General features: G+C 71.1%; 19 protein-coding genes. 8 read left to right on the forward strand and 11 right to left on the reverse strand.

Annotated features, from left to right (window positions below):
• Positions 1-160: 160 nt before the first annotated feature.
• The 6 genes from CRP56_RS32675 (at position 161) to CRP56_RS32700 (ending at position 5,596) form a co-directional block, all read left to right on the forward strand.
• On the forward strand, positions 161-1,501 hold the full coding sequence (locus tag CRP56_RS32675) for a ferredoxin reductase family protein (protein WP_097270120.1): 1,341 nt from the start codon (positions 161-163) through the stop codon (positions 1,499-1,501).
• A gap of 10 nt (positions 1,502-1,511) precedes the next feature.
• Positions 1,512-2,207, forward strand: a complete 696-nt coding sequence (locus CRP56_RS32680) for an FMN-binding protein (RefSeq protein ID WP_097270122.1) — start codon at positions 1,512-1,514, stop codon at positions 2,205-2,207.
• Between the two features lie 2 nt (positions 2,208-2,209).
• Positions 2,210-2,950 (forward strand): FAD:protein FMN transferase, encoded by a 741-nt coding sequence (locus tag CRP56_RS32685; RefSeq protein WP_097270124.1) that lies wholly within the window; start codon positions 2,210-2,212, stop codon positions 2,948-2,950.
• Positions 2,951-3,114: 164 nt separating this feature from the next.
• On the forward strand, positions 3,115-4,227 hold the full coding sequence (locus CRP56_RS32690; RefSeq protein WP_179851179.1) for an ABC transporter ATP-binding protein: 1,113 nt from the start codon (positions 3,115-3,117) through the stop codon (positions 4,225-4,227).
• Positions 4,224-4,931: an ABC transporter permease gene (locus CRP56_RS32695; RefSeq protein WP_097270126.1), complete on the forward strand. Its 708-nt coding sequence runs from the start codon at positions 4,224-4,226 to the stop codon at positions 4,929-4,931. Before CRP56_RS32690 ends, CRP56_RS32695 begins: the two co-directional genes overlap by 4 nt.
• Entirely contained in the window at positions 4,928-5,596 is a 669-nt protein-coding gene (locus CRP56_RS32700; RefSeq protein WP_097270128.1) for an ABC transporter permease, read from the forward strand. The genes CRP56_RS32695 and CRP56_RS32700 overlap by 4 nt, the downstream gene beginning before the upstream one ends.
• A gap of 21 nt (positions 5,597-5,617) precedes the next feature.
• On the opposite strand, the gene CRP56_RS32705 is transcribed toward CRP56_RS32700, so the two are convergent.
• Positions 5,618-6,103 carry a carboxymuconolactone decarboxylase family protein gene (locus tag CRP56_RS32705; protein WP_097270130.1) on the reverse strand — a complete coding sequence of 162 codons (486 nt, stop codon included), beginning with the start codon at positions 6,101-6,103 and terminating at the stop codon, positions 5,618-5,620.
• Positions 6,104-6,249: 146 nt separating this feature from the next.
• On the opposite strand from CRP56_RS32705, the gene CRP56_RS32710 reads away from it, so the two are divergent.
• Positions 6,250-7,122: an RNA polymerase sigma-70 factor gene (locus tag CRP56_RS32710; RefSeq protein WP_097270132.1), complete on the forward strand. Its 873-nt coding sequence runs from the start codon at positions 6,250-6,252 to the stop codon at positions 7,120-7,122.
• A 4-nt stretch (positions 7,123-7,126) separates the two neighbouring features.
• On the opposite strand, the gene CRP56_RS32715 is transcribed toward CRP56_RS32710, so the two are convergent.
• The 4 genes from CRP56_RS32715 to CRP56_RS32730 are packed head-to-tail and all read right to left on the reverse strand — an operon-like array spanning position 7,127 to position 10,928.
• Positions 7,127-7,750 carry a GTP-binding protein gene (locus CRP56_RS32715; RefSeq protein ID WP_373559702.1) on the reverse strand — a complete coding sequence of 208 codons (624 nt, stop codon included), beginning with the start codon at positions 7,748-7,750 and terminating at the stop codon, positions 7,127-7,129.
• The gene (locus CRP56_RS32720) at positions 7,689-8,114 is read right to left on the reverse strand and encodes a DUF742 domain-containing protein (RefSeq protein ID WP_097270136.1); all 426 of its coding nucleotides are present in this window, start codon (positions 8,112-8,114) and stop codon (positions 7,689-7,691) included. The genes CRP56_RS32715 and CRP56_RS32720 overlap by 62 nt, the downstream gene beginning before the upstream one ends.
• Before the next feature lie 19 nt (positions 8,115-8,133).
• The gene (locus tag CRP56_RS32725; protein WP_079311484.1) at positions 8,134-8,583 is read right to left on the reverse strand and encodes a roadblock/LC7 domain-containing protein; all 450 of its coding nucleotides are present in this window, start codon (positions 8,581-8,583) and stop codon (positions 8,134-8,136) included.
• Positions 8,580-10,928 (reverse strand): sensor histidine kinase, encoded by a 2,349-nt coding sequence (locus tag CRP56_RS32730; RefSeq protein ID WP_097270138.1) that lies wholly within the window; start codon positions 10,926-10,928, stop codon positions 8,580-8,582. The genes CRP56_RS32725 and CRP56_RS32730 overlap by 4 nt, the downstream gene beginning before the upstream one ends.
• Positions 10,929-11,262: 334 nt before the next feature.
• Between CRP56_RS32730 and CRP56_RS32735 the strand changes: the two genes are divergently transcribed.
• On the forward strand, positions 11,263-12,177 hold the full coding sequence (locus CRP56_RS32735) for an ABC transporter substrate-binding protein (RefSeq protein ID WP_097270141.1): 915 nt from the start codon (positions 11,263-11,265) through the stop codon (positions 12,175-12,177).
• 58 nt (positions 12,178-12,235) lie between these two features.
• Here the strand turns inward: CRP56_RS32735 and CRP56_RS32740 are convergent, their stop codons facing one another.
• From CRP56_RS32740 to CRP56_RS32765, 6 genes are all read right to left on the reverse strand, one after another.
• The gene (locus CRP56_RS32740) at positions 12,236-13,657 is read right to left on the reverse strand and encodes a glycoside hydrolase family 43 protein (protein ID WP_097270143.1); all 1,422 of its coding nucleotides are present in this window, start codon (positions 13,655-13,657) and stop codon (positions 12,236-12,238) included.
• A 165-nt stretch (positions 13,658-13,822) separates the two neighbouring features.
• A complete protein-coding gene (locus CRP56_RS32745; protein WP_097270145.1) occupies positions 13,823-14,422 on the reverse strand; it encodes a GTP-binding protein in 600 nt (199 codons plus the stop codon).
• Positions 14,409-14,771, reverse strand: coding sequence for a DUF742 domain-containing protein (locus CRP56_RS32750; RefSeq protein WP_059195574.1), 363 nt, complete (start codon positions 14,769-14,771; stop codon positions 14,409-14,411). The genes CRP56_RS32745 and CRP56_RS32750 overlap by 14 nt, the downstream gene beginning before the upstream one ends.
• Before the next feature lies 1 nt (position 14,772).
• The gene (locus CRP56_RS32755; protein ID WP_059195721.1) at positions 14,773-15,195 is read right to left on the reverse strand and encodes a roadblock/LC7 domain-containing protein; all 423 of its coding nucleotides are present in this window, start codon (positions 15,193-15,195) and stop codon (positions 14,773-14,775) included.
• Between the two features lie 11 nt (positions 15,196-15,206).
• Positions 15,207-17,522 carry a sensor histidine kinase gene (locus tag CRP56_RS32760; RefSeq protein ID WP_097270147.1) on the reverse strand — a complete coding sequence of 772 codons (2,316 nt, stop codon included), beginning with the start codon at positions 17,520-17,522 and terminating at the stop codon, positions 15,207-15,209.
• A 63-nt stretch (positions 17,523-17,585) separates the two neighbouring features.
• Entirely contained in the window at positions 17,586-18,605 is a 1,020-nt protein-coding gene (locus CRP56_RS32765; RefSeq protein WP_097270149.1) for a substrate-binding domain-containing protein, read from the reverse strand.
• Positions 18,606-18,652 lie beyond the last annotated feature (47 nt).

An 18,652-nucleotide genomic window follows, 5' to 3' on the forward strand; every position in this document is an offset into this window, starting at 1 on the left:
CTTTTTCCACCCGTTCATAGTGCGGCACGCGGCCCCACAGACCAGAGCCGTATCCTCCCCGGGACCACATCGATAAGACCTTGAAAGTTGTACGACAGCTTTTCGACAGGTCGCCCGGGCGAAGCTCGAGTCCCAGGCCCCGATCAAGGAGCTCCGTTCCGTGACGACGACCGTCAAACCGCCCAGCGCGCCCCCCACGGCGATACGGCCCAAGGTGGTGGCCCGCACGGGCCTGTACGCCGTACTCGCCGCGAACGTGGTCGCCGTGGCCGTCTTCTTCGCCCAGGCCGGCTTCGCCGCCAACGCGCTCGTCGTGCTCGGCCGCCTCTTCGGCCTCTACGGCGCCCTCCTCATGGCCTTCCAGCTGCTGCTGGTGGCCCGGCTGCCCTGGCTCGACCGCCGCATCGGCATGGACCGGCTGACCTCCTGGCACCGCTGGACCGGCTTCGGGATCCTCTGGACGCTCCTCGCGCACGCCGTCTTCATCGCCTTCGGCTACGCCGAGGGCACCGACGTCGGCCCCATCGGCACGATCGTCGACCTCGCCGAGACCACCGAGGGCGTGCTCCGCGCGGTCGTCGCGCTGGGGATCATCCTCGTCGTCGGCGCCGTCTCGGGCCGCTGGGCCCGGCGCCGGCTGGCCTACGAGACCTGGCACTTCATCCACTTCTACACGTACGTCGCCGTGGTCCTCGCCATCACCCACCAGGTCGCGGCCGGTACGACGTTCACGTCGTCGTCCGTCGCCAGGACGTACTGGTACGGAGTGTGGACCGTCGCCCTCGGCGCGGTCGTCCTGGGCCGCGCGGTGCTGCCGCTGTGGCGGAACCTGCGCCACCAGTTCCGCGTCGAGGCGGTCGTCCCCGAGTCCGACAACGTCGTCTCGATCTACATCACCGGCCGCGACCTGGACAAGCTGCCCGCCCGTGCCGGCCAGTTCTTCCTGTGGCGGTTCCTGACCAAGGACCGCTGGTGGCAGGCGAACCCCTTCTCCCTGTCGGCGGCCCCCGACGGCCGCACGCTGCGCCTGACCGCGAAGGCCGCCGGCGACGGCAGCGCCGCCCTGCGGCACCTCCCGATCGGCACCCGAGTCTTCGCCGAGGGGCCCTACGGCGCCTTCACCGCGCTGCACCGCACCCGCCCGGAGTCGGTCCTCATCGCCGGCGGCGTCGGCGTCACCCCCATCCGCGCCCTTCTCGAAGAGCTGCACGGCCACGCGGTCGTCATCTACCGCGTCGCCACCGACCGCGACGCCGTCCTCTACGACGAGCTGCGCGAGCTCGCCCAGGCCAAGGGCGCCGTGCTGCACCTGGTGACCGGCCCGGTCCAGCCCGACAAGCTGGCCCCCGCCGAACTGCTGCGCATGGTCCCCGACATCGCCGACCGGGACGTCTTCCTGTGCGGGCCGCCGCCGATGATGAACGCGGTGCTGGCGAGCCTGCGCGCGCTGGACGTGCCCAAGGCGCAGACCCACTTCGAGCGCTTCAGCCTGGCGGGATGAGGAAGAGATCGTGAAGCGAGCCATACCTGTAGTCGTCCTCAGCATCGCGGGCCTGGTCCCGGTCTGGCGCTACGAGCCGTCGATCGGCGGCGGTACGTCGACGACGGAGGCGGCCCCCGCCCCGTCCGCGTCCTCCTCCGGCGGGACCTCCTCGGGCACGGTCGTCAAGGGGACGACCGTGAACACCGAGAAGGGCCCGGTGGAGGTCCAGGTGACCTTCGAGGGCGACAAGATCACCGCCGTGAAGATGCTCCAGCAGCCGAACCATCCGCAGACGACGGCGGCGGCGCCGAAGCTGATCGCGGCGACGCTGGAGGCGCAGAGCGCGGACATCGACACGGTGTCGGGCGCGACGATCACGAGCGACGGGTACAAGGAGTCGTTGCAGGCGGCGATCGACGAGCACGCGAAGTCGGCGTCGGCATCACCCTCCCCGTCGGCCGCAGCCTCCCAGACGATCGACGGCTCGGCGCTGACCACGGACAAGGGCCCCGTCCAGGTCCAGGTGACCTTCCAGGGCGAGAAGATCACCGCGGTCAAGATGCTCCAGCAGCCGAACCATCCGCAGACGACGGCGGCGGTGCCGAAGCTGATCGCGGCGACGCTGGAGGCGCAGAGCGCGGACATCGACACGGTGTCCGGTGCGACGATCACGAGCGAGGCCTACAAGGAGTCCCTCCAGGCCGCGATCGACGCGAAGGGCTGATCATGCACAGGGTCGAGCACGTCATGGGCTTCCCGGTGTCGTTGCGCGTGGACGACGAGGGCGACTTCGAGCCGGCCGGGGACCGGGTCTTCGCCTGGCTGCGCGAGGTCGACGCCCGCTTCAGCCCGTTCAAGCCGGACAGCGAGGTGTCCCGGCTGGGCCGCGGCGAGCTGGCGGAGTCGGAGGTCAGCGCCGACCTCCGGCTGGTGCTCGACCTGTGCGAGCACTACCGGACGGCGACGGGCGGCGCGTTCGACGTCCGGCTGCCCGGCCGGGGCCTCGACCCGTGCGCGGTGGTGAAGGGCTGGTCGGTGCAGCGCGCGGCCGACCTCCTGAAGGCGGCGGGCGCACGCCGCTTCGTGCTGAACGCCGGCGGTGACGTGGCCGCCGCCGGCGGGCCGTGGCGGGTGGGCGTACGCCACCCCGAACAGGCCGACAAGCTCTGTACGGTCCTCGACCTCACGGACGGCGCGGTCGCCACGTCCGCCCGCTACGAACGCGGCGACCACATCATCGACGGCCGCACGGGGCGTCCGGCGACGGGACTGCTGAGCCTGACGACCGTCGCCGCCTCCCTGACGGAAGCGGACTCGGTGGCGACGGCCGCGTTCGCGATGGGCCCGGAGGGCGTCGACTGGGCGGCCTCGCTGCCGGGCGTCGAGGTGTTCGCGGTGGACGCGGAGCGCAGGGTGCTGCGGACGCCGGGGTTCCCGGTGGCGCGGGCGGGGTCGGCGGCGGCGTGACCGGCTGACCGGTCGTGATCAGGTAACGATCCGGCCCTGGCCGAGACGTGTCACCCACGTCTTCGCAGGTCCGCAACACTACGGGTCTAGACTCACCGCGACGGCCGGTCCCACCGGGGCCGAAAGCGCGCAACTCCTGCCAGACCCGAAGGGTATTCGGCGTTTTGATACGGATAGATTCAGTCACCAAGCGGTACCCGGACGGCACGGTGGCGGTCGACCGGCTCTCGTTGGAGATACCCGACCGCTCCATCACGGTCCTCGTCGGCCCCTCGGGCTGCGGCAAGACCACCACCCTGCGCATGATCAACCGGATGATCGAGCCCAGCGAGGGCACCATCCTCATCGACGGCAAGGACAGCCGGCAGCAGCCGCTCAACACCCTGCGCCGGTCCATGGGTTACGTCATCCAGAACGCCGGCCTCTTCCAGCACCGCACCATCGTCGACAACATCGCGACCGTGCCCCGGCTGCTCGGCTGGAAGAAGGACAAGGCCCGCGAGCGCGCCCGGGAACTCATGGACCGGGTCGGCCTCGACGCCTCGCTCGCCAAGCGGTACCCGTACCAGCTCTCCGGCGGCCAGCAGCAGCGCGTCGGCGTGGCCCGGGCGCTCGCCGCCGACCCGCCCGTCCTCCTCATGGACGAGCCGTTCTCCGCCGTCGACCCGGTCGTGCGCAAAGGGTTGCAGGACGAACTGCTGCGTATCCAGGCCGAGTTGGGCAAGACGATCGTCTTCGTCACGCATGACATCGACGAGGCCGTCAAGCTCGGCACGATGGTCGCCGTGCTGCGCACCGGCGGCAAGCTCGCCCAGTTCGCGCCGCCCGCCGAGCTGCTGTCGCACCCGGCGGACGAGTTCGTGGAGGACTTCCTCGGCGCCGACCGGGGCGTACGGCGACTGTCCTTCTTCCCGTCCACGGGGCTGGAACTGACCATGGCGCCCGTCGTCACGGCGGGCGCCGGTGCCGAGCGGCCGGCCACCGACGCCGAGTTCCTCCTGGTGACGGACGCCGACGGCAGGCCGCTGGGGTGGACCAAGCCGGAGGACCTCGCCGCCGACGGCCAACTGCTCCCCTACGGGCGGCCGTTCGTCGCCGGCACCGACTCGCTGCGGGCCGCGCTGGACTGCGCGGTGCTCTCGCCCACCGGGTGGGCCGTGGCCGTGGACACCGAGGGCAAGGTGACCGGCGTGGTGTCCCAGCAGACGATCGCCCAGGCGATCCGGGGCGCCCACGACGAGGGCCTCACGGACGCGGACGCGAAGGTCACCGGATGAACTGGGACCGCCTCTTCGACATCCCCAGCGACCTCCAGCACAGCTGGCTCGGCCTGGTCGGCCTGCATCTGCGCGAGGCCCTGCTCCCGGTCCTCGCCGGGCTGCTGGTCTCGCTCCCGCTGGCCCAACTCTGCGTCCGCTTCCGCTGGTTGTACCCGCCGGTGCTCTGGGTGACCACCATCCTCTACGCGATCCCCTCGCTGGCCTTCTTCGTCCTCCTCATCGACTACACCGGCCAGACCGAGCTCACGGTGATGATCCCGCTCACCGTCTACAGCCTCGTCGTGCTGGTCCCGGCGATCGTCGACGGCGTCCGCTCGGTCCCGCAGGAGACCCTCGCCGCCGCGACCGCCATGGGCTTCGGACCCGTACGCCGTTACGTCCAGGTCCAGTTGCCGATCGCGGTGCCCGCCATCATCGCGGGCCTGCGGGTCGCCACCGTCTCCAGCATCAGCCTGGTCAGCATCGGCAGCATCATCGGCAACCAGGGCGCCCTCGGCAATCTCATCAACGACGCCAACATCTACAACCGGCCCGAGCTCGCCGTGAACGCCGTGCTCAGCATGGCGCTGCTGGCCCTCCTCGCCGACGGCACCCTGGTCGTCGTACGACTGGCGCTGACGCCGTGGATGCCGCGCCGGGTGACGCGTACGCGTACGAAGACGAGTGCGCCTGCGCCTGCGACTGCGAAGGAAGTCTGGTGAACCTGTTCCACTTCATCGACGCGTTCTTCAGCGACAGCGCGCACTGGCACGGCTACGACGGCATCCCCACCCGGCTCGCCGAACACCTCGGCTACACCCTGGAGGCGCTGGGCCTCGCCGTCCTGATCGGCCTGCCGGTCGGCCTGGTCACCGGCCACTACGGCCGCGGCGGCAACGCCCTCTCCCTCGTCGCCACCGCGTGGCGGGCGCTGCCCACCTTCGGTCTGCTCGTGCTGCTGACCCTGCTGTACGGGTTCGGCCTGGTGAACGTCATGGTCCCGCTGGTCGTGCTCGCCGTGCCGCCCATCCTGGTCACCACGTACGAGGCGATGCGCTCGGTCGACCCCTCGCCGGTGGACGCGGCGCGGGGCATGGGCATGAGCGAGGCCGGGGTGCTGTTCCAGGTCGAACTCCCGGCCGCGCTCCCGCTGGTGCTCAGCGGCATCCGCTCGGGCGCCATCCAGATCGTCTCCACGGCCACCATCGCCGCGTACGTCGGTCTCGGCGGCCTCGGCCGGTTCATCATCGACGGGCTCTACCAGCGCGACTACGAGAAGGTCGTGGGCGGCGCCACGCTGGTCGCCGGCATGGCACTGGCGACGCTCGCCCTGTTCTGGGCGGTGGGCCGGGTGGCGGTGTCGCCCGGGGTGCGGCGCGGCGCCTGAGCCGCACCCCGCCGCCGGCCGTCAGTCCGACAGGGCCGCGAACATGCCGGGCTCGTACGCACCGCCCGGCTTGTTCACGATCACGTTCATCCGGGTCGCCGCGTTGATCAGGGAGATGACGCAGACCAGCGTGCCCAGTTCGTCGTCGTCGAAGTGCTTGCGCGCCTCGGCCCAGGTCGCGTCCGACACGCCCTGGGCCGCGTCGGCGAGCCGGGTGCCCTCCTCGGCGAGGGCCAGCGCGGCCCGCTCGGCCTCGGTGAACACGGTGCTGTGCCGCCATGCGGAGACGAGCGCGAGCCGGACCGCGCTCTCCCCGGCGGCCGAGGCCTCCTTGGTGTGGATGTCCACACAGAAGCCGCAGCCGTTGATCTGGCCCACCCGCAGCTCCACCAGCTCGCGCAGGCTCTTGGGCAGCGTGGACTCCTCCAGGGCCAGGGAGACGTTGTAGAAGCGCTTGGCGACCTTCGCGGCGGTCGGGCTGTCGAACAGGTTGAAACGGGGTTCCATGGTGTCGTCCTCACTCGTGGTGCGTGGTGGCGTGTGCCTGACGAACACGAGATGCCGGCCGCACGGCCCTTGTGACAGCGGAGAGTTGTGACGCAGGCCACTGGCAGGGGTTGTCACGGGACCGCCGGGAGCGGCGTCTTGTGCGTATGGACTCACAGGACGCCACCGAGGCCTTCGTCGCCCACCGCAACCTGCTCTTCACCGTCGCCTACGAGATGCTCGGCTCCGCCGCCGACGCCGAGGACGTCCTTCAGGAGACCTGGCTGCGCTGGGCGGACGTGGACCACGCGACGGTCCGCGAGCCGCGCGCCTACCTGGTCCGTACGACCACCCGCCAGGCCCTCACCCGGCTGCGCACCCTGCGCCGCCGCAAGGAGACCTACGTCGGCCCCTGGCTGCCCGAGCCGCTGCTCACCGCCCCCGACGTCGCCGAGGACGTGGAACTCGCCGACAGCGTGTCGATGGCGATGCTGCTGGTCCTGGAGACCCTCGCGCCGACCGAGCGCGCGGTGTTCGTGCTGCGCGAGGTGTTCGACCTGGGATACGACGAGATCGCGGAGGCCGTCGAGAAGAGCCCGGCGGCGGTGCGGCAGATCGCGCACCGGGCGCGGGCCCGTGTCGCGGCCCGCCGCCCGCGCGAAATCGTCTCGCCGGCCGAGACCCGCGGCGTGCTGGACGCGTTCCGCGGCGCCGTGGAGGCCGGTGATCTCCAGGGGCTCCTTGACCTGATCGCACCGGACGTGGTCCTGCTGGCCGACGGCGGCGGCGTGGTGCAGGCCGCGCCGGCGCCCATCGTCGGCGCCGCACAGGTGGCCCGGGTGCTCGGCAACATCACCGGCACGCTGTCGATGCGGCCGACCCGGGTCAACGGCTACCCCGCGCTCATCCTCGTCCAGGACGGCGCCGTCCACAGCGTCATGGCGGTGCGGATCGACGACGGCCGCATCACCGGCCTGTACGCGGTGCGCAACCCCGAGAAGCTGTCCCGCCTGGACCGGGAGACCGCAGTGAGCCGCTGAGGGGTCAGGACTCGGTGCGGGCCAGGGCCAGTTCGAGCACGACGAGCAGCGCGTCCCGTACCGAGCCGGTCTCGCGCGCGTCGAAGATGACGACGGGGACGTGGTCGGCCACGTCGAGCGCCCAGCGGACCTCGTCCAGGGTGTGCTCGACCTTGCCGTCGAAGGCGTTGGCGGCGACCGCGAACGGGATCCGCTTGTGCTCGAAGTAGTCGACGGCGGCGTAGCAGTCGTCGAGCCGCCGGGTGTCGACGATGACCAGCCCGCCGACCGCGCCCTCGACGATGTCGTCCCACATGAACCCGAACCGCTCCTGCCCGGGCGTGCCGAACAGATACAGCTTCAGCGTCGGGTCGATGGTGATGCAGCCGAAGTCCATCGCCACCGTGGTCGTGGTCTTCCGCGGGGTGAGCGAGAGGTCGTCCACACCCGCCGCGACCTCGGTGATGGCCGCCTCGGTGGTCAGCGGCTCGATCTCGGAGATCGAGCCGACGGCAGTGGTCTTGCCTACGCCGAAGCCGCCCGCGATCACCATCTTGACCGGCAGCGGCGGTCGTACGGCGGCCGGTTCAGCCGTTGTCGCCGTTGTCACGGAGTACCTTCCCGGAGTCGGGGATGGCGCGCAGGCCATCGATCAGTCTGCGCAGGACGGAAGCGTCGTGCGTGGCGTCGGAGTCGGGCACGTGCACCGTCAGCCGCCCCTCTTCGCGCAGGTCCTCGGCGAGGACCCGGACCACGTTGAGGTGCAGCCGCAGCCGGGCCGCGAGCTCCGCGATGGACTGCGGGCGGCGGCAGGCGGCGACGATGTCGTGCTGTTCGAAGGAGAGCCCGTCGAGCGCGCCGAGACCCTCGACGGTGGCCACCACCTGGGTCTCGACGGGCATCGCCCGCCCGGTCGGACCGGCCGCCACCCGGCCGGCGGTGACCAGGAACGGCCGTACGGCGGGGGCGGGGCCGACCGGGTCGTCGCCCGGGGAGGGGGAGCCGTCCGCCATGGAATGTGTCCGTCCCGGTCTACAGGGCCGATGGTGAGCCGACGCTGTTCTTCAGCGCGAGCACCAGCTGGGGGCTGAGCGCGGTGCCGGCCCGGTTGGCGAACACCGTCATCTCGTAGGCGATGTTGCCGAGCTTGGCCTCCTTGTCGGTGACCACGCCGAGGACGGCGCCGCTGCCGATCGCGGAGACCAGGACGTGGCCGCCCTCCAGGTCGATGATGACCTTGTTGAGGCCGCCGAGACCGTAGTTGCCGGAGGCGCCCGCGGCGAGGCTGGTGATGCCGGAGACGATCGCGGCGAGGCGTTCGGAGTCGGCGTGCTCGCGCAGTTCGGAGACCGCGATGAGCAGTCCGTCGGAGGAGACGGCGATGGCGTCGACGACGCCCGCGGTCTCGGTCGCGAAACGATTCAACAGCCAGGTGAAGTCGGCTGCGGCGGCCTTGAGTTCGGCCGAGATCGGCTCACTCACTGCTCCGCTCCTTCCGGGAGGTGGTTCTGGTCTTGCGGGGTGGGGGGTGCCTCGGGCACCACGACGTTGTGCGTGCCCGTGTCACGGTGAGCGCGTTCCACGGCGGCTTCGAACTCGTCGAGGCTGGAGCGGACGGCCTCCGCGTCGGCGGGGCGGGCCTCCTGCCGTACGACGGGCGCGGCGACCGCGCCGGTGGTGGTGTGCAGGGTGGCGCCGCGGACGCGGCGGCGCAGCGGGCGCGAGGCGCCCGGGGAGCCGGTGGCGGGCGGCTCGCCGCTGCGGGCCGCCGGGATGAGGGGGGTCTCGTCGGAGGCCTCGCGGCGGGGGATCCGGCGGGGCAGCGGGCCGGTGGGGTCGTCGGAGGCGGGGCGCGGGCCGGAGTCGGTGTGCTCGACCGCCGGGGTCGTCGCGGTCGGCGCCGCCACGGCCGCCGCCGGCAGCAGCAGCGAGGACGGCAGGGTCACCTCGGCCGTGACGCCGCCGCCCGCGGTGCGGGTGAGGACGACGGAGATCTCCCAGCGCCGGGCGAGCGTGCCGACCACGAACAGGCCGAGCACCTTGGTGGGGACGAGGTCGAGGCGTTCGCGGCGCACCAGGCGGGCGTTCTCCTCGGCGAGCCGGTCGGCGCTCATGCCCAGGCCGTGGTCGGCGACCACGATCACCGCGCCCTCGGGCGCGTTCTGCACGGTCACCTCGACCGGGCTGCCCTCGGGGGAGAACGACACGGCGTTCTCGACGAGTTCGGCCACCATCAGGGTCAGGTCGCCGATGACGTCCGGCTCGACCATGACCTCGCTGCGGGCCTGGAGCTGGACCCGGCGGAAGCCCTCGATCTGCCCCAGCGCGGCCCGTACGACGTTGGTGAGCGCGGTCGGGCCGGAGCCGACGCCGATCTCCCGGATGCCGGCGAGCAGCATCAGGCTGTCGGCGTTGCGGCGCAGGCGGACCGCGATGTGGTCGATGCTGTAGAGGCGTTCGAGGAGCTCGGGGTCGGTCTCGCCGCGTTCCACGGCGTCGATCAGGGCCAGCTGCCGGGAGGTGAGGTTGCTGACCCGGCGGCCGACGTTGCCGAACATCTCGGCGACGTTGCGGCGGCTGAGGACCTGGCGCTGGAGCAGGGCGACCGCGGTGGTCTGCACGTGGTTGAAGGCCTCGGCGAGGTCGCCGATCTCGTCGCGCGCGGTCACCGGCACCTCGCCGAGCCGCGGCGGGGCGTCGTCCTCGGCGTCGTCGGCGGCGACCCGGGCCAGTTCGCGCTGGGCGACGTCGGCGACCTCCCGGGCGGCGCCGGTCAGCGCCTGCACCGGGCGGACCACGGAGCGCCGTACCGCCACCGAGAGCGCGAACCAGAGGAGGAAGCCGAGGAGGGCGAGGCCCAGCAGCAGGACGGCGTTGTGCAGGGCGTCGGTGGAGGCCGCGTCGGCGCGGTCGGCGATCTGATCGATGAGCGAGGTGGTGATGCCGAGCCGGACGCTCGCCTGCTTGCGGTACGACGGGTAGGAGTCGAAGGCGGTGCGGAAGGCCTCGCGGATCTCGCTGGGGGAGCCGGCCTGCAGGGAGCTGGGGTCGATCTGGAGTTCGGCGTACTGCTCGTTGATGACGGCCTGGGCGTTGTTGTGCTCGATCCCGGCGAGCCGGTCGGCCTGCGCGTCGGTGGCGAACCGGGAGAAGCGGTCGGCCTGGTGGGTGTACTCGTCGTAGGAGCCGATCGCGCCGATGAACTCGATGAGCGCGTTGGAGTCGCCGGTCGTGGCCGAGAACACACCGGTCTCGAAGGCGCTGTGGGCGGCGTCGGCGCGCAGCAGCGAGTCGAGGAGGTTGCCGGTGAAGGTGGCCGCGAGGGCGGCGTTGCGGTCCAGGCCGAGGCCGTCGATGAGGGCCTTGGCGGCGCTGGTGTACGCCGGGTCGATGTTGTCGGCGGGGAGATAGTCCTGCTCGACGGTGTTGCGCAGGCTCTCCAGGCCGTCGATCTCCTTGAGGGCCTGGGCCTCCTCGGCGGGGAGCCGGCCGCCGAAGGCCTTGCGGACCTGCTCGACCTGCCGGTCCACGGCGACCTGCGCGTCGCGGTAGGCGGACTGCGAGGGGGTGCCGCCGTCGTTGGTGGCCTCGTGGCGCACGGAGAGCAGGATCGCCTGCTGGTGCTCGGCCTCCAGCCGGTCCACCAGCGTCGCGACCTCGCTGCTGTCCCGGACCAGCCGGGCCGCGTCCGAGGCGTCCGAGGACCGGCCGACCTGGTCGGTGATGAGGTAGGCGAGCAGTACCGCGACCACGGTCAGCGGCACGCCGACCAGCAGGTTGAGTTTGCGCCTGAAGGTCCAGCGGTTGGTGAAACCCCGTATGGACAACAGGCCTCCTTCGTGACCGATTCTGATCGCTCGCCAACAAACCGGAGACTACCGCCTCAGGGGGATGTGGATCATGCTCGCCTGTGTCAAGAATCCATTACGGGCCGGGCGCGCCGCCTTGCGGGCCGCTTAACTTGTTGTTCACAACAAGCAACACATTGACGCCAATTGGTGACCAGGCCGCTCTTGACTGATCAAGAACTGGCTGGATTGGATCAGGACACGTGTTTGTCCCGCACCAGATCTTGTCTCTCATCAGCCCACAAAGCTCGGAACGGGAATCGTGAATTCCAACGCCCCACGCAGCAGGTCCCTTCGGAAGCATCCCGGCGCGATGGCCGTCGCGCTGGCCGCCTCGGCGGCCCTGCTCGCGGGATGCGGATCCGACGACGGTTCCGACCCCCTGGCCGAGGACACCGGCAAGGCGGCGAGCGGCGACACGGTCGTCGTCGGCTCCAACAACTTCGCCGAGAGCATCCTGCTCGCCGACATCTACGGCGAGGCCCTGAAGGCCAAGGGCATCAAGGTCACCTACAAGCCCAACGTCGGTTCCCGTGAGGTCACTTACGGGCTGCTGAAGAACGGCTCCATCACCGTCCTGCCCGAGTACAACGGCTCGCTGCTGTCGTACCTCGATGCCAAGGCGGAGCAGAAGTCGGCCGACGAGGTCAACGCGACCGTCAAGACCAAGCTCGACAGCAAGCTGACGCTGCTGGAGTCGTCGTCCGCCGAGGACAAGGACTCCGTCAGCATCAACGAGGAGACCGCCAAGAAGTACAGCCTCACCGGCGAGTCCACCCTCGCGGACCTCAAGTCGGTCGCTCCCGAGCTGGTGATCGGCGGCTCGCCGGAGTTCCAGACCCGGGCGCAGGGCCTCAAGGGCCTGGAGTCGGTGTACGGGCTGAAGTTCAAGTCCTTCAAGGCGCTCGACGCGGGCGGCCCGCTGACCGTGGCGGCGCTCTCGAAGAACACCGTGCAGGCCGCGGACATCTTCACCACGGACCCGAACATCACGAAGAACAAGTTCGTGGTCCTCCAGGACCCGGAGAACCTCTTCGGCTTCGCCAACGTGACCCCGCTGGTCTACAAGAGCGGCCTCTCCCAGGAGGGCGTGGACGCGCTCAACGCGGTCTCGAAGAAGCTGGACACCAAGACGCTCCTCGACCTGGACTCCCAGGTCCAGCTGGACAACAAGGACCCGCTGGACGTCGCGAAGGCCTGGCTGAAGACGGCCGGCCTGGCGTCCTGACGCCGGCACCCCGGACCCGGCCGCCGACGCGGACCCCGCGTCGGCGGCCGGGTGCTGCTCAGTAGCCGACCTGGAACGTCGCGTCCTGTTGCTCGGTGCCGGTGGAGATCGGGTCGATCCGCAGCGCGTAGTCGTAGTGCCGGATGTACCGGGTCGGGTTGTTGTACGACCGGAACGACGCCCACGAGGAGTTCGCGAGGCCGGCCGTCCGGTAGAACGTGGCGTCGGCGGCGAACGTCGACGTGCCGTCGTTGGCGTCCAGCCGCAGCGCGTAGTCGTAGTGCCGCAGGTAGCGGGTCGGGTAGTTGACCGACTGGAACGACACCCCGGCCGGGTCGGCGAGGCCCGGCACCAGCTTCCACAGCGAGTCCTTGTACGGCTCGATCGGGTACTCGTCGATACGGCCGACGTAGTCGGCGTGCCGGACGTAACGGGCCGGGTAGTTGTAGGACTTCAGCCGGTTCCAGGCGGGCGCGCCCCACTTGGCGACGAGGTTGTCGTACTGGGCGCCGGTGATCGTCGTGATGCCGCAGTGCTTGGAGTTGACCGGCTGGGTGTACGTCCGCTGGTCGAGCGCGGTCCAGGTGCCCGCCGCCAGATCCGTGGACTGCCAGGCGTAGAAGACACCGTTGGGCGTGTAGGTGTCGCCCCAGAGCCAATACGTGCCGGACGTCAGGGACTTGACGACGTTCGGCGCCTCGGTGCCGCCGTGCGAGACCGGCGAGGTGAAGGTCGTGAAGCTGCCCGGGGCGAGGGACGTGGACCGCGCGCCCAGCAGCGTCCCGCTCCTGTTGTTCTTGAAGTAGAGGTAGTTGACGCCGTTCACGCCCACCGTCATGTCGCCGTCGATCGCGTCGTAGCCGGGGTCGAAGAAGACCTGGGGCGCCGAGGCCGTGACGAAGTCGGTCGTGTAGTTGACCATGATCACGTTGTGGCCGCTGGAGTTGACCGACGAGTAGATGATCGCGTACTGGCCGCGGCCCGCGTCCCAGAAGCCCTCCGGGGCCCAGCTGTGGGTGACCATGTCGTGCAGCTTCAGCCGGTGGTAGCCGGTGAAGGTGCGCAGGTCGGCCGAGTTCCAGACGTGGATGTACTGGCTGTTGTAGTTCCAGTCGGTGCCCTTGAGGTCGGTGGCGAGCACCACGAACGTGCCGTCCTGCTTGCGCAGGATGAAGGGGTCGCGCAGGCCCCCCGCGCCCTCGGTCGGGGTGACCACCGGGTTGTTCTGGTTCAGCGGCGTCCAGAGCAGCCCGTCCTTGCTGACGGCGAGGTGGAGGCCGTAGTCGGTGCCGTCCCCGAGGTTGGTCGACTCGGTGAAGTACGCCATGGCGTACGCCGAGTCGGCGGCGTGCGCGGTCCCGGCGCCGAGCGCCAGCGCACCGGTCGCGGCGAGCGGAGCGGCGGCGGCCATGCCGAGGAGACGGCGGCGGGAGAGGCCGGGAGCGGAGGGGAGGGGAGCGGCGGGCGGCTCTGCGGGCATGCGACTCTCCAGAGGGTCGATATGTCGAACGAGGTTCGACGAGGCGAATGGAAAGTAGAGGGACGGGAGTTGCCCGTCAATCACTCCGGCACGGTTGGCGGATTCCCGCCGATGACCTAGGGCCTGTCTGACAATTCCCGCCTGCGCCGCGACGCCAGACAGGCCCTAGGAACCCGCCGCCTTGCCGACCGCCGACGCGATCAGCAGATCGAGCAGGGTGATCAGCACGTCCCGCGACGACTCCCGCTCCCGCGCGTCGCACAGCACCACCGGCACCCCCTCCGGGAGCGCGAGCGACTCCCTGATCTCCTCGGGCGGATAAGGGTGTTGACCGTCGAAGCCGTTGACGCCGACGACGAACGGGATGCCGCGCCGCTCGAAGAAGTCGACGGCGGCGAAGCTCGCCTCCGGCCGCCGCACGTCGATCAGGACCACCGCGCCGAGCGCGCCCACCGCCAGGTCGTTCCACATGAACCAGAACCGCTGCTGCCCGGGTGTGCCGAACAGATACAGCACCAGCCGGTCGTTGATGGTGATCCGGCCGAAGTCCAGGGCCACCGTGGTGGCCTTCTTCCGCTCGATGCCGGCGAGGTCGTCGATGCCGAGCCCGGCCATGGTCAGCGGCTCCTCCGTGCGCAGCGGCACGATCTCGCTCACCGACCCGACCATCGTCGTCTTGCCGACGCCGAAGCCCCCGGCGATCAGGATCTTGACGGTGTCCGGCGCCGCGGGGATCTCGGCGGCGGATGCCTCAGAGCCGGCCAAGGCCGTCCCTCACTTTCTGCAGGAGGTCCAGGTCCAGGGTGCGGTCGGTGACGGGGTGCGGCGGATGCACGGTGATCAGGCCCGCCTCCAGCAGGTCGCAGAGCATGATCACCACCACGCTCACCGGCAGGTCGAGCAGCGCCGCCAGCTCCGCCACCGCGACCGGCCGGGCGCACCGGCGCAGGATGCGCGCCTGCTCGGGCTGCGGCCGGGGCGCCCGCTCCGGCGGCGGGTCCACCGCGGTCACGGTGGCGATGAGGGTGAAGCAGGCGCGGCTGGGCCGGGTCCGTCCGCCGGTCAGGGCGAACGGCCGGACCAGCCGGCCCGCCACCGCGTCGCTTTCGCTCACCTCACGCGCCGGTGGGACCGAGACCGGTCCGCGGTGCCGCGCTGAGATGCTCGCCGATCTTCTTCACCAGCATGTTCATCTGGTACGCCACCACGCCGACGTCGGCGTTCGGCCCGGTGAGCACGACGAGATGGGCGCCGGGACCGGCCGAGGTCAGGATCAGGAAGCTGTTGGCCATCTCGATCAGCGCCTGCCGCACCGGCCCGCCCCGGAAGTCCATGCTGACGCCCTTGCTGAGGCTCATCAGCCCCGACGCCGTCGCCGCCAGCCGCTCGGCGTCGTCGCGCAGGAACCCGGTGGACTTGCTCACCACCAGCCCGTCGTCGGAGAGCACCACGGCCTGCGTGACGTCCGCGACCCGGTCCACGAGGCCGGTGAGCAACTGGTCCAGCGCGGTGTGCGTGGCGGGGGTGGGGCGTGTCATGGCGTTGTCCTTCATGAGCGGTCGGTGTGGGGAGTGGTGGGGATGGCGGCGGGTTCGGCCGCGTCCCGGGCCTGGAGCGTGCCGCGCTGGAACCCGGCGAGCGAGGAGGCGGCGTGCTCCGCGGTGAAGCCGTCGGGGTCGTCGTCGGCGACGACCGGCGCCTCCCCGCGCAGCTCCACGGCCAGACTGGTCTGGGGGACGCGCCGGGGGAGGGGAGCGGGGGCGGCGGAGGCGTCGGGCGCGGCCGGCGTGGGGGTGGAGGCGCCGGGTGCGGAGGGCGTGGCGGTGGCGGGTGCGGCGGGCGTGGTGGTGGCGGTCTCGGGTGCGGTGGGTGCGGGCGGTTCGGAGGTCGCCGGTTCTTCACGGCCGGGCTTCTCCGTCGGGGCGCCCTCGTCCTCCTCCCGCACCAGCACCTCGTGCGGGATCAGCACGATCGCCGTCGTCCCGCCGTACGGCGACGAGCGCAGCGTCACCGCGATCCCGTGCCGGTCGGCGAGCTGGGCGACCACGAACATGCCGAGCCTCAGGTCGTCGGCGAGGGCCACCACGTCGAACTTGGGGGCCTCGGCCAACTGGGCGTTGAACGAGGCGTAGTCCTCCTCCGACATGCCGAGCCCGCGGTCCTCGATCTCGACGGCCAGGCCCTTGGCGACGACCGTCGCCCGCACCCCGACCGGGCTGGGCGCCGGGGAGTACAGCGTCGCGTTCTCGATGAGTTCGGCCAGCAGATGGATCACGTCGGCCACCGCGGGCGGCGCCAGGGACAGCTCCTCGTCGGTGTGCACCTCCACCCGCTGGTACTCGGCGACCTCACCGACCGCGCTGCGCAGGATGTCGACGAGCGCCACCGGCTCGGTCCAGCTGCGCCGGGGCTGCCCGCCGCTGATGATGACGAGGTTCTCCTCGTACCGTCGCAACTGGCTCGCCGTGGAGTCGAGTTCGTACAGGTCCGCGAGGACGTCGGGGTCCTGGTGCCGGCGTTCGAGGGTGTCGAGACGGCTGAGCTGGAGGTTGACCAGGTTCTGGCTCTGCCGGGCGATGCCGAGGATGACCTTCTGGAAACCCCGCCGGGTGTCGGCGAGTTCGACGGCGGTCTCCACGGCCGTGCGCTGCGCGGTGTTGAACGCCCTTGCCACCTGGCCGAGTTCGTCGGTGCCGTAGTCCAGTTCGGGCGCGGCCCGGTCCACGTCGACCTTCTCGCCCCGGTCGAGGCGGGCCACCACGTCGGGCAGCCGCTCCTGGGCGAGGCTCAGGGTGGCGACCCGGAGGCCGCTCAGCCGGCGGGACAGGGAGCGGGTGATCCGCCAGGACATGCCGATGCACAGCAGCAGCGCGACCAGTCCGCCGGCGCTGAGCGAGGCGGCCGTCAGCAGCAGGTCGTCGGCCTTGTGGGCGCTGCGCGTGAGCAGCTCCGAGGTCTGCTGCCGGACGAGGACCGAGTAGTGGTCGGACACCGTGTCCAGCGCGGCCGTCCAGCGCTTCTGCGCGTCCGGCAGCGCGACCCGGCCGTCGGCGCGGGACGGGCGGGCGGCGAGCACCTGGTCCTCGACGGACAGCAGGGTCTGCCACTCCTTGCTCGTCAGGATCCGCTCGGTGTCCGACTTCGCGTCGCCGGTCAGCGCGGGCACGATCTGGTCCTGGACCAGCCAGCGGCGGGTGTTGACCAGCTGGACGAACTGCGTCCAGCCCTTCTCGTCGAGGTAGCCGTCCGGCCAGGCGAGGGTGAGCTGGGCGTCCTCCTGCGAGGTCAGCTCCGCCGCGTGCTCCAGGGCGACGAGCGGCTCCGCCTGCGAGGTGAGGTCGCCGTCGTCGACCTGGGAGAGCTCCTGGAAGGCGTGGATCTGACCGTCGACGATGGCCGTGTACTGGTCCAGGACCTGCTCGGCGGAGATGTCGGCGGGGTCGTCCACCTGGTCGCGGTAGTACTCCAGACTGCCCAGCGAGGCGACCACCGAGTACAGCCGCTCCGCGACCCGGTCCGGTGCCCGCTGGATGTCGTCGGCGCGCCCGACGAGCTTGGCGACCGCCTGGTCCGTCTCGGCACGCTGCCGGTCCAGGGCGGCCCGGGAGCCCGGCACCCTGGCCAACCAGGCGGCGGACTGGGCGCGTTCGCGTTGCAGCGCGAGCGTGGCCTCGGTGCCCATGGCGCCGGTCGAGCGGCTCAGCTCCGTCTGCGAGCGCAGCCTGAGGCCCTCGGAGAACATCTGGATCGTCGTCACGCCCCACATGGCGGCGAGCGTGACGCTGGGCACCAGCGCCAGCAGGATCAGGGAGATCCGTATGGAGCCGAGACGGCGCCGGCGCCGGGGGCCTGTCCGGTCAGACATGGTCTTCCTTGGGCGATCAGCAGGGAGCGGGAGGTGGGGAGTTCGGGCGGGGAGGGGGCTCGCTCAGCGGGTTCCGGCGGCGGCGAACCTCGCCACGGCGGCGACATTGCTCCGGGTCACGAACGCGGGACCGGTCAGCACGGGGGCGACCCCGCCGCCGCTGACGTTGCCGTTGGTGCGGTACAGCCACAGCGAGTCGATCGCCAGATAGCCCTGGAGATACGGCTGTTGGTCCACCGCGAACTGCACCGACCCGTTCCGCACCGCCTGGGTCAGGTCCTCGTTGAGGTCGAAGGTGGCGACCCGGGCTCTGCTGCCCGCCGCCTTCACCGACTCGACCGCGTCCAGCGCGAACTGCGCGCCCATCGTGACGACTTCGTCGATACCGGGGTCCTGCCGCAGCCGGGCGGTGAGGACGGCGTCCACGGCCTTGGCGTCGGTGCCCTCCACATAGAGGTTCTCGGTCTCGCCGCCGAAGGTCTTCTTCACCCCGGCGCAGCGCGCCTCCAGCGCGACATTGCCCCGTTCGTGGATGACGCACAGCGCGTGCTTGGCCTTCAACGCGTCGAGCTTGTCCCCGACGGCGGCGCCCGCGACGCTCTCGTCCTGGCCGAAGTACTCCAGCAGCCCCTGCGACTTCCACGCGTCGATACCGGAGTTGAGCCCGACCACCGGGATGCCCGCCGCCCTGGCCTCGGCGACCGGCGCCCTCATCGCGTTCGGCTTGGCCAGCGTCACCGCGATCCCGTCCACCCGCTCCCCGATCGCGTCCCGCACCAACTGCGCCTGCCGGGCCGGGTCGGAGTCGCTCTCGTACGTCAGCTCGACCCCGTCCTTCGCGGCCGCCGCCTCCGCCCCCTTGCGCACCCGCTCCCAGAAGGCGTCCCCCTCACCGCCGTGGGTGACCAGGGCGACCTTCATCGCGCCCTTCGCCCCCGATCCGAGCCGCGCGTCGGCGGCCCCGGAACCGGAACCCGAGGCGGAACAGCCGACGAGCAGCAGGAGGGCGGCGGAGGCCGCGACGGCGAGGCGCACGGATGCGCCGGATCCGGAGGATGCCTGCGGTGGGGGAGTGGTGATCATGAGGATGCGGCACCTCACTGTGCGGCCGAGCAGGTGGAACGCGAAAG

The sequence above is a fragment of the Streptomyces sp. TLI_55 genome (assembly GCF_900206255.1).
In the GTDB taxonomy this organism is placed as follows: Bacteria; Actinomycetota; Actinomycetes; order Streptomycetales; family Streptomycetaceae; genus Streptomyces; species Streptomyces aquilus.